Origin of the sequence: Alteromonas sp. OM2203 (assembly GCF_048517045.1) — a bacterium.
In the GTDB taxonomy this organism is placed as follows: Bacteria; Pseudomonadota; Gammaproteobacteria; order Enterobacterales; family Alteromonadaceae; genus Alteromonas; species Alteromonas gracilis.
On the sequence record NZ_CP183209.1, the window covers coordinates 1,080,261 to 1,095,024 of the forward strand.

At 45.1% G+C, this 14,764-nt stretch carries 12 protein-coding genes and 1 tRNA gene; 6 read left to right on the forward strand and 7 right to left on the reverse strand.

Features of this window, described 5'->3' with window-relative positions:
• Nucleotides 1–14 precede the first annotated feature (14 nt).
• Together accA and tilS are read left to right on the forward strand one after the other, a co-directional pair.
• Nucleotides 15–971 carry an acetyl-CoA carboxylase carboxyl transferase subunit alpha gene (accA, locus tag ACM0P2_RS04875; RefSeq protein ID WP_105932269.1) on the forward strand — a complete coding sequence of 319 codons (957 nt, stop codon included), beginning with the start codon at nt 15–17 and terminating at the stop codon, nt 969–971.
• 125 nt (nt 972–1,096) lie between these two features.
• Nucleotides 1,097–2,422: a tRNA lysidine(34) synthetase TilS gene (gene tilS, locus ACM0P2_RS04880; RefSeq protein ID WP_236547109.1), complete on the forward strand. Its 1,326-nt coding sequence runs from the start codon at nt 1,097–1,099 to the stop codon at nt 2,420–2,422.
• Between the two features lie 18 nt (nt 2,423–2,440).
• On the opposite strand, the gene ACM0P2_RS04885 is transcribed toward tilS, so the two are convergent.
• Together ACM0P2_RS04885 and ACM0P2_RS04890 are read right to left on the reverse strand one after the other, a co-directional pair.
• Nucleotides 2,441–2,647: a hypothetical protein gene (locus ACM0P2_RS04885; protein WP_159118560.1), complete on the reverse strand. Its 207-nt coding sequence runs from the start codon at nt 2,645–2,647 to the stop codon at nt 2,441–2,443.
• The gene (locus ACM0P2_RS04890) at nt 2,648–3,547 is read right to left on the reverse strand and encodes a GGDEF domain-containing protein (RefSeq protein ID WP_159118561.1); all 900 of its coding nucleotides are present in this window, start codon (nt 3,545–3,547) and stop codon (nt 2,648–2,650) included. It abuts the gene before it with no gap.
• A 355-nt stretch (nt 3,548–3,902) separates the two neighbouring features.
• Between ACM0P2_RS04890 and ACM0P2_RS04895 the strand changes: the two genes are divergently transcribed.
• Entirely contained in the window at nt 3,903–5,870 is a 1,968-nt protein-coding gene (locus tag ACM0P2_RS04895; protein ID WP_159118562.1) for a cation:proton antiporter, read from the forward strand.
• A gap of 48 nt (nt 5,871–5,918) precedes the next feature.
• Here the strand turns inward: ACM0P2_RS04895 and ACM0P2_RS04900 are convergent, their stop codons facing one another.
• Entirely contained in the window at nt 5,919–6,146 is a 228-nt protein-coding gene (locus ACM0P2_RS04900; protein ID WP_159118569.1) for a hypothetical protein, read from the reverse strand.
• 563 nt (nt 6,147–6,709) lie between these two features.
• Here ACM0P2_RS04900 and tadA point away from each other — a divergent pair.
• On the forward strand, nt 6,710–7,216 hold the full coding sequence (gene tadA / locus ACM0P2_RS04905; protein ID WP_201282651.1) for a tRNA adenosine(34) deaminase TadA: 507 nt from the start codon (nt 6,710–6,712) through the stop codon (nt 7,214–7,216).
• Nucleotides 7,217–7,621: 405 nt separating this feature from the next.
• Here tadA and mltF read toward each other — a convergent pair whose 3' ends face one another.
• Nucleotides 7,622–9,010: a membrane-bound lytic murein transglycosylase MltF gene (mltF, locus tag ACM0P2_RS04910; RefSeq protein WP_159118563.1), complete on the reverse strand. Its 1,389-nt coding sequence runs from the start codon at nt 9,008–9,010 to the stop codon at nt 7,622–7,624.
• A gap of 176 nt (nt 9,011–9,186) precedes the next feature.
• Between mltF and purL the strand changes: the two genes are divergently transcribed.
• Both purL and ACM0P2_RS04920 read left to right on the forward strand, forming a co-directional pair.
• Complete coding sequence (gene purL / locus ACM0P2_RS04915) at nt 9,187–13,074, forward strand: phosphoribosylformylglycinamidine synthase (RefSeq protein WP_159118564.1); 3,888 nt, start codon at nt 9,187–9,189, stop codon at nt 13,072–13,074.
• Nucleotides 13,075–13,330: 256 nt separating this feature from the next.
• On the forward strand, nt 13,331–13,471 hold the full coding sequence (locus ACM0P2_RS04920) for a hypothetical protein (RefSeq protein ID WP_173359657.1): 141 nt from the start codon (nt 13,331–13,333) through the stop codon (nt 13,469–13,471).
• Between the two features lie 185 nt (nt 13,472–13,656).
• On the opposite strand, the gene smrA is transcribed toward ACM0P2_RS04920, so the two are convergent.
• From smrA to ACM0P2_RS04935, 3 genes are all read right to left on the reverse strand, one after another.
• Nucleotides 13,657–14,244 carry a DNA endonuclease SmrA gene (smrA, locus tag ACM0P2_RS04925; protein WP_159118565.1) on the reverse strand — a complete coding sequence of 196 codons (588 nt, stop codon included), beginning with the start codon at nt 14,242–14,244 and terminating at the stop codon, nt 13,657–13,659.
• A 159-nt stretch (nt 14,245–14,403) separates the two neighbouring features.
• A complete protein-coding gene (locus ACM0P2_RS04930) occupies nt 14,404–14,529 on the reverse strand; it encodes a hypothetical protein (protein ID WP_268891133.1) in 126 nt (41 codons plus the stop codon).
• Between the two features lie 132 nt (nt 14,530–14,661).
• A tRNA-Arg gene (locus tag ACM0P2_RS04935) sits at nt 14,662–14,736 on the reverse strand.
• Nucleotides 14,737–14,764: the final 28 nt, after the last annotated feature.

A 14,764-nucleotide genomic window follows, 5' to 3' on the forward strand; every position in this document is an offset into this window, starting at 1 on the left:
GAATAGGACATGAAATGAGTATACAGTTTTTGGACTTTGAACAGCCAATAGCCGAACTAGAAGCAAAAATTGAAGAGCTTAGGTTGGTAAATCAAGGTGGCGAGTTTGACGTTGGGATTGAAGAAGAGATTAACAAGCTTCGTGGAAAAAGCGCGGAGCTAACTAAGAAAATCTTCTCTGATCTTGGCGCATGGCAGGTTTCACAACTAGCACGTCACCCGATGCGTCCGTACACCCTTGATTATATTCCGCGTATCTTTACCGAATTCGACGAGCTTGCTGGAGACCGTGCGTTTGCAGATGACAAAGCTATTGTGGGCGGCCCAGCGATGTTAGACGACCAGCCGGTGATGATTATTGGTCACCAAAAGGGTCGCGACACTAACGAAAAAATTAAGCGTAACTTCGGTATGCCTAAACCTGAAGGTTACCGCAAGGCATTGCGTCTCATGAAAATGGCTGAGCGCTTTAACATGCCTATCATTACCTTCATCGACACGCCAGGGGCATACCCGGGTGTGGGTGCTGAAGAGCGTGGTCAAAGTGAAGCCATTGCGAAAAACCTGTTTGAAATGGCAGAGCTTACTGTTCCAATCGTATGTACCGTGATTGGCGAAGGTGGCTCAGGTGGTGCACTAGCAATTGGTGTAGGCGATCGCGTAAATATGCTTCAATACTCTACCTACTCGGTTATTTCGCCGGAAGGCTGTGCCTCTATTTTGTGGAAAAGTGCAGAAAAAGCCCCTTTGGCTGCTGAAGCAATGGGCGTAAGTGCGCCACAAATTAAAGAGCTTGGGTTAATTAACAGTATTGTTGAAGAGCCGTTAGGTGGCGCGCACCGCGATCACAATAGTATGGCGGCTAACCTTAAAGCTGTTATTAAACAGCAGCTTAGTCAGCTAAAAGAGCTAGATAAAACCAAATTAATGGAAGAGCGTTACGCCCGTTTAATGTCCTTCGGTTACTGCTAGGCTTTTTTCGCCTCTGCGTTTAGTAGCGCAGGGCTGTTTAGTTAATGATATCAAGGGGTTGTTTACCAAAGGTAACCAACCCCTTGGCTTTTTTTAGACCATAAGATTAAGAGGCATACCGGTAAGTGTCCCGCCAAATTTTCTCAGTAAGCGAACATGTCGTTAATCGTATAGAGCACCTTCTAAGCGAAGCTGACATGTCTTTGCAGACCCCTCTCGTTGTCGCTTATAGCGGCGGTGTTGATTCTTCTGTTCTGTTACAAGCCGTAATCGCGTATCGCGAACAATTTAATGCGCCTGTCCATGCGGTACATGTACATCATGGTTTGAGTGAGAACGCCGACAACTGGGCACGTCATTGTGAATTGCAATGTCGTCTCGAAGATGTACAGTTTCACTTGTATCGCGTAGAGGTGAATACCGGTGCGCGCAAGAGTCTAGAAGCCGAGGCGCGGAAAGTAAGGTACAACGCACTACTTGAAGTTTGTGAGCAAATAGGCGGCGTATTGCTGCTAGGTCAGCACGCAGAAGATCAGCTTGAAACCGTTTTGCTGCAGTTGAAACGAGGCGCTGGGCCACAAGGATTAGCAGGGATGGGGGAAATGCAATACCGAGGCAAAACGCTCATCATGCGTCCCATGTTGGCATTAGAGAAGACTGATATAGTCACCTATGCAGAGGATGAAATGCTGCAGTGGGTTGAGGATGAATCTAACCAGCAAAATAGTTTTGACAGAAACTTTTTAAGAAACGAGATTATTCCACATTTATTAAATCGCTGGCCTCAGTTGACTAAGACAGTGGGGCGCAGTGCAACGCTGTGTGCAGAGCAGAGCGCGCTTGTGGTTGACTCGGCCCAGTCATTTTATGAGGATTGTAAGCGCACAGAGTTAAGGCTAGACGGTCAAAAACTCGCTTCTTTGTCACCACCTTGGCAAGCCATGGTTATACGTGCCTGGTTTAATGCACAACGCCAACTGTCACCGTCTAAAGCACAAGCTGACCAAGTACTATCGATGTTAAACGCGAAGCATGATGCGACGCCTGAAGTTAACTTCAAGTGGGGAAAGGTGATTCGGTTTGACAAAGACCTCTATTGGGTCGCAAATACAACACATGAACCTGACGCAGATGGCACATTAAATCTCAATACTGACAATCATCTTCCTTGGCTTAACGGGTCGGTAACCGTTCTTTTAACTCAGCCAAAAGAGGACGACATGGTTACGTTTCAAACCAATGCTCGTAACCTTCGCATTAAGCCTGAGCACGCTAGTGTATCTAAACCATTGAAGGAATGGTTCAAGGTGTGGCGTATTCCGCGATGGGAGCGAAATGGCGCGCCGGTTATTTACCTAAATAGGCAACCTATTGCGGTAATTGTTAATGGGGAATGTGTTTATTTACAACCCAGAGATCAGCGTATCCATGTGTCTTTCAAATCAGACTAAGACATTTTAGTTAACACGTTAAACGACACCAACTAAAAAAGCTGTTTTCGCTAATGGTGCTTTGATAGGAGCGTTTAAGTCAGCATTTATTGCATACCAAGCTGCGGCAATAATCAAGCTAAAGCACAGAAGCTTGGGGGCCTCAGACTGGTATACTGGGAAAGAGAAAGAGGCGAAGGCGGCAGTATTTTGCCTCTCTATGCGGATTGGTATTGACTCAAACATCTATGCCGCTTGATAGCTATTTTTTCCTGAATTTTTGACGCGATACAACGCGTTGTCTGCGCGGTCGAAAATGCTGCTGACTGTATCACCGTCTCGGTAGATAGCACCGCCTAAACTTGTCGATACTTCTAAGCCTGCCAAATAACTAGAGCTGTTTATGCTCGATTGTATACGCTGTGCAGCACAGGCAAGCTGAAGCTGTGTTTGGCAATCTAACAAGCAACAGAATTCGTCGCCGCCATAGCGGAATGCTTCATCTTCGTCGCGCAGCATTCTCGATAGGTGTGATGCCACATGCGCCAGAACTTTGTCACCTTCGCCGTGCCCGAAGTTGTCGTTAACGTACTTGAAATTGTCTAAATCTATAACTAAAAGAGCAAAGGGTTCATCGTGCCTTTGGGCCCAGCCCAGCTGTCTTGTCATAGATTGCTCAAATCCTGCTCGGTTGCCTAAACCTGTTAACGCATCTTTTGTCGCCATCTGCTGAACTTGCGCAAGAGTTAGCGCGTGTTTAACCTGTTTTCCAAATAAATCATGGAGTTGGAAAAGCGCTTCCCGTTGCGATAACGACAATGGTGAACTAATGTAATAATACGCGTGGGCTTGTTCGCCATTGATAGTGTTGGCACCTTGCAAAGGCAAATCAATCAGCGTTGACGATATCTTCGCATTGCCATAAATCCAGCGGGAGTCAAAATCAGATAGGCTAAACCCGATGACTGGCAGCAGCATATTAAGCTGCTGGAAATACACGCCACCTAACTCTTGAAGTTCAAGAGTGGAAAGTATCTGTGTGACAAAGCCTGATAGTTCACTAAATGTAAGTGAACTTGCAGTGCTCTCAGCAGGATAAAAGCTATTGTGTTGTGTGCTATCGTAGACCGAGGTTGAAAAATCCACAGTAGTGCCCCTATACAAAATGCGTTGATATGCAAAGAAACAAGCGTCAAAGCCCTGACGTTCCTGTGGCCTAGCTTTCAATTTTTGAAAGGTTTTATGGCGGTCACAATGGCAAAACTTGCCGAATCTGCATTTGTACTAAAGGTTTTTGCAAAACAAGTGCCAATAAAGGCAAGCAGTTTGATTTTTATTATAAATGTGAGGATATTAATCTTACGTGGCTTTTTTGACGGCCTACAACAATACACACATAGGGTTAGATTTATCATTGGGTATACGATAGTTACTCGATACTAAAGCCGCAAAAATCTGTAGCGATATTGCATAGCATATTCATTAAATTTTCGGAGGTAATGTGGGAACAAGCTTTTTAAATGTTGTGATACTGATGTTTATATCTGTATGCGCTGTCGCTTTATTTAAACGTGTTCACCTCCCTCCTATTCTTGCCTACCTTTTTGCTGGCATTTTGGCTGGACCGCAGATCCTTTCGGTTTTCGCACACCCAGAGGAAATGCACCTTTTGGCCGAAATCGGCATCGTTTTTCTGCTTTTTTCCTTGGGGCTAGAATTCTCCCTACCTAAATTACTCGCCATGCGCTCTTTAGTATTTGGAGTAGGTTTAGGGCAAATGGTGTTCACTACCGCTGTCTTTACCTGCATCCCCTTATTTTTCGGTATTTCAATGAGCGCTTCAATAATCATAGGTGGTACTCTCGCTCTTAGCTCTACGGCGATTGTCATTAAACAAGCCACAGAAATGGGGATCCTCAATAACCGTCGCACGCAGCTCGCTGTCAGTATCTTACTTTTTCAAGATTTAGCGGTTGTTCCATTTTTAATTGCCATTCCTCTCCTAGCTCAGACCGGTGAAGTAAGCATTGCGCTTGCCCTCGGTGAAGCGCTACTCAAAGGCGTTTTCGTTATTGCATTTTTAATGTCTGTAGGTAAGTGGTTACTTCCTTGGGTATTTAGAGAAATAGCGAGAACCAGAACAGACGAGCTGTTTGTTCTGACCACTATTCTCATAGCATTGTTGGCAGGAGGGTTAACCTATTATTTCGGGCTATCTATGGCATTGGGCGCATTTTTGGCGGGCATGATGCTCGGAGAGAGCCAGTACAAATACCAGCTCGAAGCTGATATACGCCCTTTTAGAGACATATTGATGGGGCTGTTCTTTGTGACAGTGGGAATGCAGTTAGAGCTAACCGTACTATGGGACAGTTTGTTTGAAATTGTTTTCGGTGTATTTGCACTTATGATAACCAAAGTGGTACTCGTAAGAGTCGCTTCTTTATTGGTTAAAACAGACGCCATAGATGGATGGTCAGCAGGCGTTAAGCTATGTCAGATCGGAGAGTTTAGTTTTGTTATTGCAGCACTCGCCACTACACATGGTGTACTCACATCAGAACAATCGTCTCTCATCGTGAGTATGGGCGTAATCAGTATGGCACTAACACCTTGGCTAATGAACAATAGTGTCACCATTGCTAAACGCATCGTTAATAACGATTTATCTTTTGACGATAATATAAGTCACAGTGCGGGCGCTCAACTCACTAACCATGTGGTGATATGTGGGTTTGGTCGAGTAGGGCAGTCGGTGGCGAGAATGCTGAAAATGGAAGGTATTCACTTTGTCGCCATTGATATGGATCCTGTGAGGGTACACGAGAGTCGAAACGCTGGGGAGCCCGTTATTTTCGGTGACGCTAGTCAAAAAGATATTTTGCTTAATGCCAATATAGAAAGCGCCAAACTCGTATTGGTTACCTTTGATCAAGTCGATAAAGCGAAGCAAGTTATCACCCAAACAAGAAGCATTACCGAGACGACCGATGTTATGGTAAGAACGAAGCGAGATTACCAACTTGATAGTTTGTATACCGCTGGCGCTAATCAAGTGGTTCCGGAACTTCAGGAAGGAAGTTTGATGTTAGTTTCTCAAGTACTGCATTATGCCGGTGTTCCCATGTCACGTATTTTAAAGCGCGTTCGAGCGGAAAGGAAAGGCCGTTACGATCACATGCACGGCTTTTATCCAGGAGAAACCACTGAAATCACCTATGGCACAGAAGATAAACTAGAATTTATTCACGCGGTTGTGCTGTCTGAACATGCATCGTGTATCGGAAAAGCAATCAAAGATATAGATTTCTCTAGAATGCGGGTGGCAATCAAAGGGTTGAGACGAGACGGCAACGAAGTAAAAGACCCCGATAAGGACGCTATCTTACAAGCTCACGACGTCCTTGTGATTGCGGGTAAACCTCGACGGGTGGAGCGGGCAGAGCGCAAACTGTTAGAAGGGAGCTAGCGCGCGGTTTAAGTTAGCGCGCTGGCGGGGAGACAAGTTTGAGGTGACCTATGCGACGCGGTCTTTTTCTAAGTCCGCAAACTGCTTTTTTAAGTCGTAGCGTTCGTCGGTCACAATTTTCTCCAACACTGATACGCGCTCTTTCAAATCAGCAATTTCTTTTTTGTAAGCTTCCACTTCTTTAGTGTTAAGCTTTTTTCTACTTTTGTCTTTTGCACTATCGACAATACTGACAAGTGCCCAAGCACAAATGGCTACTATTGCAATCGCGGTCATATTCACGGTGGTATCCCTCACAAATGGCTTTAAAACAGTGTAGGTGAAAATATGTTCAGTTGTCTAATTCACCTGTATATCTAGTCAATTCGATCTAACTACTTATTGAGAAAATCCTGCTAGGCTTTTGGCAATATAACGGTTATTTTTCAACATTTTTGGTAAAAAATGTAACCAGTTAATTCCTTCACTTCAGCAGTGTTATAATGAGAGTTTGCAAGTACATTGCCAAGTGACAAAAGTCATTATTTTTTAATGTGTTAGGTTTTTTACTCGGCAGGTATAAAATAAAGATTAACAGATTTCACCAACTTAAATAGCAAATTTGACGAATGAATGACCAAAATAGTAACTCTCTGTCAGCAAGCCTCATGAAAGAACAGAAGCACACAGAAGAGCATCAGCAAGATTCATCTGGCGAATTAAAAAGACAGAGTGAAGAAAGGGATTTAGCAATTGAGAGTGAACCGTCGAAGCATGATGGTAGTTTATCCCTGCACGATAACGCGATTCAAATCAAACGACCCTTTCAAGATGCTTGCGAGACGTTCACAAGTGAAGAGATTGAGCAACATAAGCATTGGATGAAACATGCCTTAACGCTTGCCGATAAAGCGGAATTAATAGGAGAAGTGCCTGTAGGAGCTTGTGTGGTATTAAATGGCGAGCTAATTGGCGAAGGGTACAATACGCCTATAACAGATAACGACCCTTCTGCTCATGCTGAGCTTCGTGCCGTGAAAGCAGCCGCCTCTCAAGTACAAAATTATCGCCTTGTTGATGCAACCCTGTATGTCACACTGGAACCCTGCTCAATGTGCGCAGGCATGTTGGTACATGCGCGTGTTAAGCGGGTGGTGTTTGGCGCCAAAGATGCCAAAACCGGTGCAGCGGGTTCTGTCATGAATTTACTTCAACATTCAGCCCTAAATCATCAGATTGAGATAGTGTCGGGGGTACTAGCTGACGAGTGTGCACAGAAATTGTCAGACTTTTTCCGCAAGCGCAGAAAGGAAATAAAGGCGGCTAAAAAAGCCCAAAAACTTAAAGAGAATGGTGAGTCTGATTAGTTCAACATAGAAGTTTATAGAAGTGTAAATGTAAGAGATCTGAGGGCAGCGGGTTGAGCCGCCCATAGTACTAGCTCGGTGTGCGAGTTAGTTGAGTAAACATGTCACTGGTCACAAAGAGCTTGCGACGCTGAAGTACTTTTTGATGACAACGTTTAAGCATAAGCCTACGTCTATTATTGTTTTTCAATTTTATTCCTTTTTTCATAAAACGATTTCTTTTCATTTATTCTCCTTTCTCTCATCTCTCGCTGTAGAAAGACTAACCGTCCTTCTCGCATTGAATATGTTTATCGAATATTGTCTTTTGAGAAAGTGAGTTAGCGTTGACTAACTCTTTCTTAGGGTAGTGAATAAAGATGACATCGAAATGACAGTTTTCAAGAGAGGCGATAATGAATGGCGTTAAATTTTTCCTTGTTCGTCTAGCCAGACTAAGCTGTCGTAATAGCGACGAATATTTTCAACATACTGCAACGCCTCGTCGCCTCTTGCGTAACCATAGCGGGTAGTTCGATAGTATTTCTTTTGTCTAAGCTGCGGCAAACGGCGTTTTACGTCTACCCATAGATCAGGATTTCCACCTTGTCTTTCAGTAAGTACTCGCGCATCTTCTAAGTGTCCCATGCCGATGTTGTACGATGCCATAGCCATCCAGGTTCTATCGGGATCGCTTATACGCGCTGGGATCCTATTTAGTAAGCTGGCGAAATAACGTGACCCACCGCGAATACTTTGTTCAGGATCGGTTCTATCGTCCACGTTCCAGTCGCTTGCCGTGTCTAACGTAAGCATCATTAACCCACGTACGCCCGTCCGAGAGATAGCTTCGCTGTCCCAGTGACTTTCCTGATAGCTCATAGCCGCTAAAAGTCGCCAGTCGAGCTCGCCAGCATACTTTTGAAATAACGGTTTGTACTCTGCCAGTGAGGTTTCTGCAGCGTAGTTAAATGCTCGACTGTCCACATAATCAAACTGTCGAATATGGCCGAAATATTTATCTTCCAACACCGTAAACCAACCAGACTGATGCACGGTGCCAAAATATTCAATTAATGCAGCTTTAACCGAGTCATCTTGATTCATTGGTAGAGCCCATGCCATTGGCATCTTCTCATCAAGTGTTTTCGCTACTGCTAAATTGGGGTAGCGTCTGCGCTGAAGTGCTAACCGATTGCTGTCGGCCACTGTATACGCGATGTCACCATTAGCAACTTGTTGTAGCAGTTCTTCTGAGTCTGAATCTTCAGTGGTCATCAAATTGGTTTTTATGACCTTACCGCTCTCATTCAGTTCGTCGAAAATATCTGTTAAAAGATAGGCTTGGCTACTCCCTGATACTGCAACAATCGGTGCGTCCAAATCAGCGAGATCTCTAGGCCTGTTTGTTCCCGCCTGAAAAATAAGCTCTTGTTCGACGTGCTGGTAGGCGGGTCCGTAAGCGAAGCGTTTTTTCAATGAATCAGTGACCGCATCACCCGTTGCTACGATATCTAGGTTGCCTTCTTCAAGTTGCTCAAGCATGACTTCGTAACTATAAAACGGATACAAATCTAAGGTGACACCCAAGTAATCAGCGAAACCTGCCAGTAATTCGTACTCAAACCCTTGAGGGCCTTCTGCGCCATTATAAAACGTGCCTGCTCCGTAAACCGTGCCCACGCGAATCGATTCTCTCTCTAATAATGATGAAAGCGAAGTAGGCACTGATGGGACGCCACAACTCATTACCGCTATAGATAAAATAATTATTAACTGTAGTTTTAATCGCTTTTTATAGTCAGATGACTGCATAGACCTTTACTTGTTGTCATTAAACCGTCTAAGTTTAAAAAAAAGTTCACGTAAGCGCGTTATGAGGTTACTTACTGCTCATTATTACTTTATAATCCGCGCCGAAATACTCATCAATCCAAGAGGCAACGCGTCGCATTGGTGGTCGTTGTTTCTAACAAACCAGGTAAATCAATATGTTGGTCCTTCGAGGCGCTCCTGCACTATCAGAGTTTAACCAAACTAAACTGATTGCAAAGCTGGGTCAATCCGGCGTTAGGGTAAAAAACCTTTATAGCGAATATGTTCACCTAGTCGATTCCAAAGGTGACTTGTCTAAGCAGCAAATAGAAATACTCGAAAAGCTGCTCACTTACGGCCCCGCGAGGCAAGCACAAACACCTTCTGGAACTCTATTCCTTATCACTCCTCGCCCCGGCACCATCTCTCCCTGGTCTTCTAAAGCCACCGACATCGCTCATAACTGTAGTCTAAAAAATATCAACCGAATAGAACGCGGCTGTGCATTTTATATTGAGTCAGAGACGGCACTTAGCGAAGATGATTTTGCACTTGTTGCTAGCTTCCTACACGACAGAATGACTGAGTCAGTATTTACTAATACCGACGATGCAGCGGTGCTTTTTGCTCACACTGAAGCCAATACCTTCACCAGTGTTGATGTTTTAGGCGAAGGCAAAGAAGCGCTGGTTAATGCGAACGTATCGTTAGGCCTGGCACTTGCAGATGATGAGATTGACTACCTATTTGAAAGCTTTACAAAGCTAGGCAGAAACCCGACTGACGTTGAACTTTATATGTTTGCGCAAGCAAACTCAGAACATTGTCGTCACAAGATTTTTAACGCTAGCTGGACCATTGACGGCGAAGATCAAGAGAAGTCGCTGTTCAAAATGATCAAGAACACCTACGAGTTATTGCCTGATCACGTGTATTCAGCCTACAAAGATAACGCAGCGGTTATGGAAGGATGGGAAGCGGGGCGCTTCTTCCCTAATCCTCAAACACATCAGTACGAATACCATCATGAAAATATCGACATTTTGATGAAGGTAGAAACCCACAACCACCCAACGGCAATTTCACCTTTCCCAGGTGCTGCAACAGGCTCTGGTGGTGAAATTCGTGATGAAGGTGCCACAGGTCGTGGTTCAAAACCTAAAGCAGGTTTGGTTGGTTTCACCGTATCTAATTTACGTATACCGGGCGCTGAGCAGCCCTGGGAATTAGAATACGGCAAGCCACAGCGCATTGTTAGTGCCCTTGATATTATGCTTGAAGGCCCTCTAGGTGGTGCTGCGTTTAACAATGAATTTGGTCGTCCTGCGCTATTAGGTTATTTCCGTACGTTTGAGCAAGAAGTTAATAGTTTTAACGGCGTCGAAGTGCGCGGCTACCATAAGCCTATTATGCTGGCTGGTGGCTTAGGAAACATTCGTCGTGAACATATTGAAAAAGGTGAAATCACCGTTGGCGCTAAGCTAATTGTGCTTGGCGGCCCTGCGATGAACATTGGTCTTGGCGGCGGCGCAGCGTCGTCAATGGCGTCTGGCCAATCGAACGAAGATTTAGACTTTGCCTCTGTACAGCGTGACAACCCAGAAATGGAGCGTCGCTGTCAGGAAGTGATTGATGCATGCTGGCAGCTAGGCGACAACAACCCTATCCAGTTTATCCACGATGTGGGCGCGGGTGGCCTTTCAAACGCACTGCCTGAACTGGTTAATGATGGTGGCCGTGGCGGTAACTTTGAGCTTAGAAAAGTATTGTCTGATGAGCCTGGTATGACACCTTTAGAGCTATGGTGTAACGAATCCCAAGAGCGCTATGTTTTATCTGTCGCGCCTGAAAATATGCCGGTATTCGAAGCAATTTGCGCCCGCGAACGTGCGCCATTTGCTGTGGTTGGTGAAGCCACTGCCGAACAGCACCTGAACCTGAACGACAGTCAGTTTGAGAACAAACCTATTGATATGCCGCTAGATGTACTTTTAGGCAAGCCGCCTAAAATGCATCGCGACGTAAGTTCGTCCGAAGTAAGTTCGCCAGCATTAGACGACACAGGCATTACCTTAAGTGAAGCTGCAAACCGCATTTTATCTTTGCCAACTGTCGCTGAAAAAACTTTTCTTATTACCATTGGCGATCGCTCGGTTACCGGCCTTGTAAGTCGCGACCAAATGGTGGGCCCATGGCAAGTGCCAGTGGCGGATGTAGCAGTAACCGCTGCGGCATTTGACACCTACCACGGTGAAGCGATGTCGATGGGCGAGCGTACGCCTGTTGCACTTTTGTCACACGGCGCGTCAGCACGTCTTGCTGTGGGTGAAGCGTTAACCAACATTGCCGCAGCAAACATCGGCGATATTAAGCGCATTAAACTGTCCGCAAACTGGATGGCAGCAGCTGGACACCCTGGGGAAGATGCAGGTCTTTATGAAGCTGTAAAAGCAGTGGGTGAGGAACTTTGCCCAGAGTTAGGCCTAACCATTCCTGTGGGTAAAGACTCAATGTCGATGAAAACGGCATGGAATGAAAACGGAGAAGACAAAGCGGTGACTTCTCCGCTGTCACTGGTTATTTCAGCGTTTGGCGCCGTAAAAGATATTCGCAAAACGGTGACGCCTCAGCTTAGAACAGACAAAGGCGCAAGCCGCTTGTTGCTACTAGATTTGGGTGAAGGTAAAAATCGCTTGGGCGCGAGCTGTTTGGCGCAAGTTTATACCCAGCTTGGCGATAGCCCAGCCGATGTGGTGTCCGCTAGCCGCCTTAAAGCCTTCTTTGACGCAATGCAGGCGCTTATCGAAAAAGGCTTGGTATGTGCGTACCACGACCGTTCAGATGGTGGCCTGTTTACCACTGTTGCTGAAATGGCCTTTGCGGGTAAAACAGGCGTAAGCGTTAACCTTGATAGCCTTAAAGGTAACGACATTGCTGTAATGTTCAATGAAGAACTGGGTGGCGTTATTCAAGTGCTTAAAAGCGACCAGGAAGCAGTTAACGCAGTATTGACGGAATTCGGTTTAACTGAATTTACTCACGATATCGGTACGCTTAATAGCACAGATATGATTGAGTTTAGTCGCGATGGCGTCGCTGTACTTGCAGATAGCCGCGTATCAATGCGTACAACGTGGGCGCAAACTACGTTTGAAATGCAAAAGCTTCGTGATAACCCAGAGTGTGCTGAACAAGAACATGCGGCGAAGCAAGATGCTGCCGATCCTGGTTTGCATGCAGCGCTATCTTACGATGTTAACGAAGACGTTGCCGCGCCCTATATCGCCAAAGGCGTTAAGCCCAAAGTGGCTATTTTAAGAGAGCAGGGCGTTAACTCGCATCTTGAAATGGCGGCTGCATTTACCCGTGCAGGCTTCGACGCTATCGATGTACACATGAGTGACGTGTTGGCAGGTCGCATTACCCTTGAACAGTTTGCGGGTCTTGCTGCTTGTGGTGGTTTCTCTTACGGTGATGTTCTGGGAGCAGGTGAAGGCTGGGCTAAGTCTATACTGTTTAATAGCATTGCTCGGGATCAGTTTGAAGGCTTCTTCAACCGTAACGATACTTTCAGTTTAGGTGTGTGTAATGGCTGTCAGATGCTCTCGAACCTTAAATCATTGATCCCTGGCACTGAGCATTGGCCGCACTTTGTCACTAACCAGTCGGCGCGATTTGAAGCCCGCGTTGCAATGGTTGAAGTGATGGAATCTAAGTCTGTGCTGCTTGATGGCATGGCAGGTTCGCGTATGCCTATTGCTGTGTCGCACGGTGAAGGTCAGGCTGAGTTCGCTAACGACAACGCGTTATCACTGGTGGGCGCGCAGGTGGCGATGCGTTACGTAGACAACTACGGCAAGCCAACCATGCAATATCCAGCTAATCCGAATGGTTCACCACAAGGTATTACTGGTTTAACTTCTGTAGATGGGCGCAGCACTATAATGATGCCGCACCCTGAACGTGTATTTAGAGCCGTTGCAAACTCTTGGCGTCCAGATGAATGGCAAGAGGACGGTGCGTGGATGCGAATCTTTAGAAACGCCCGTAAATTTGTTGGCTAGTTAACAGTGTGATTTTAATAAACAGGGGGAAACCCCTGTTTATTTTCTATAAAAATACTGTTTAATAAACGCGCATACCTTAAATAGGCGTCAAACCTTTGTCAAAGTGTCAAAAATCTGGTTTTTGCTCTTGTCATCAAGTTGTCACTGATCTATTGTAGTGCACGCAGGGAATGCAATTAGGTTACAGGAGTTGAGTTAGGGTTGTACCGGTATTCTGCATTTGCGAGCTGGTTTAAATAATAAGAGACGACCAATGAATCGTTCCTCAAAAGGGTTTGGCTTAACCGGAGTGGCTGTAGCTGTAGTGCTGATGTTCGTAACTGCTGTTTTTAGCACATCTGCGAAGTCTGCCGAAGCTCCAACAACGCTAAGTGTGCTGTTTTCAGTTAAGTAGTCTGAAAGAAAAATTCTAACGCCCGTATCAAGTTGCTTGATACGGGCGTTAATCATTGGCATGCGAGAAGAGGCGACTAAATAACATCGGTTAAGAAAAGGCGCTAAGCCAATAAGCACTTTTGAAGGCGCTACAGAGCGTTATTTCATAAGCCCTGCAGCCCTCAATTTAGAAAGCTTACGCTTTTATCCTTTCTTATTTTTCTCTCTATTAATTAGCTTTTGCTGAGGATGTTTTTTCAGTAACACATAAGTGGCACCAAACCCGCCGTGCATGGGTTGCGCCGTATGATACGCAATCACCTCATCAAGTTCTTTTAGCCAATGATTAACATAGCTCTTCTTTAATGCCGGAAAGGGTTTACTGTTTTCACCTGTTCCATGCTTAATGAGTAGGGCACGAACCCCTCGCTCGTGACTTGATTTAATAGTGCTATAAATCAGGTCGCGGCTTTGCTCTAGCGTCTTTCCTGATAGCGAAATGTTGGTCTCTAAAGGGTATTTCCCAAGACGAAGTTTTTTAAATACGCCGTCTTGAATGCCAGGCTGCTGGAAATGTATAAAATCATCAGGCGGTACCGGCTTTACACCTTCCATGCTTAGAGGGTTAACGAGTTTTTCGCGGATGCTCATCTGCCTGGCGGCACGTTTCTGCTTTTCTGCGAGCGCCTTTTCAGGGTCGTGTAATAAAGCCTTATCATCTGATGCAATAGGTTTTACATCTTGCATTTCTGCAAAAAACGAATCGATATCATCGTTTTCAAATTGGCTCATACTATTCCCCGTATTAACTACTACATCATTATTTATACGTTATTTTTTGCCTGATGGTCTATGCGAAGTGTACTTATTGGAAAGCTAAATGCGCAGATAGACGACGCTTAAAATCGGCAACGGCTATAAAAGTGGGGATTAATTTCGAAATTTCATCGGTTAGTAGATGGCACCGGGCTCAGATAGTGCCTCTATGGCAAACCATTCCTCTTCGGTAAATGTTGAATCACTCGGTGTTTCAACATCATCGCCTGTTTCTTTTTGGGGGGACGAATCGAAAGTCATTGTGCTCTCCTGTTTAGAAGAGTATTGCTCAATTCGATTAAATTACAACCAAAGTAGAAGAAATAAACATGATGATAGGGGAGCGAAATGTATAGCAAGGTTTACTTAATTTTTGGTTTAAGCCAGTCAAAATGGCGTCCCCAGCTGGAATCGAACCAACATCTAAGCCTTAGGAGGGCCTTGTTTTATCCATTAAACTATGGGGACCTAATGCGTAGGAAGCTTTATTATACGT

Coding starts and splice junctions, on each gene's coding strand:
- accA (WP_105932269.1), top strand. CDS start 15: ATGAGTATACAGTTTTTGGACTTTGAACAGCCAATAGCCGAACTAGAA.
- ACM0P2_RS04885 (WP_159118560.1), bottom strand. CDS start 2,647: ATGTTTGAGTCAATACCAATCCGCATAGAGAGGCAAAATACTGCCGCC.
- ACM0P2_RS04900 (WP_159118569.1), bottom strand. CDS start 6,146: ATGACCGCGATTGCAATAGTAGCCATTTGTGCTTGGGCACTTGTCAGT.
- mltF (WP_159118563.1), bottom strand. CDS start 9,010: ATGCAGTCATCTGACTATAAAAAGCGATTAAAACTACAGTTAATAATT.
- purL (WP_159118564.1), top strand. CDS start 9,187: ATGTTGGTCCTTCGAGGCGCTCCTGCACTATCAGAGTTTAACCAAACT.
- ACM0P2_RS04920 (WP_173359657.1), top strand. CDS start 13,331: ATGAATCGTTCCTCAAAAGGGTTTGGCTTAACCGGAGTGGCTGTAGCT.
- smrA (WP_159118565.1), bottom strand. CDS start 14,244: ATGAGCCAATTTGAAAACGATGATATCGATTCGTTTTTTGCAGAAATG.
- ACM0P2_RS04930 (WP_268891133.1), bottom strand. CDS start 14,529: ATGACTTTCGATTCGTCCCCCCAAAAAGAAACAGGCGATGATGTTGAA.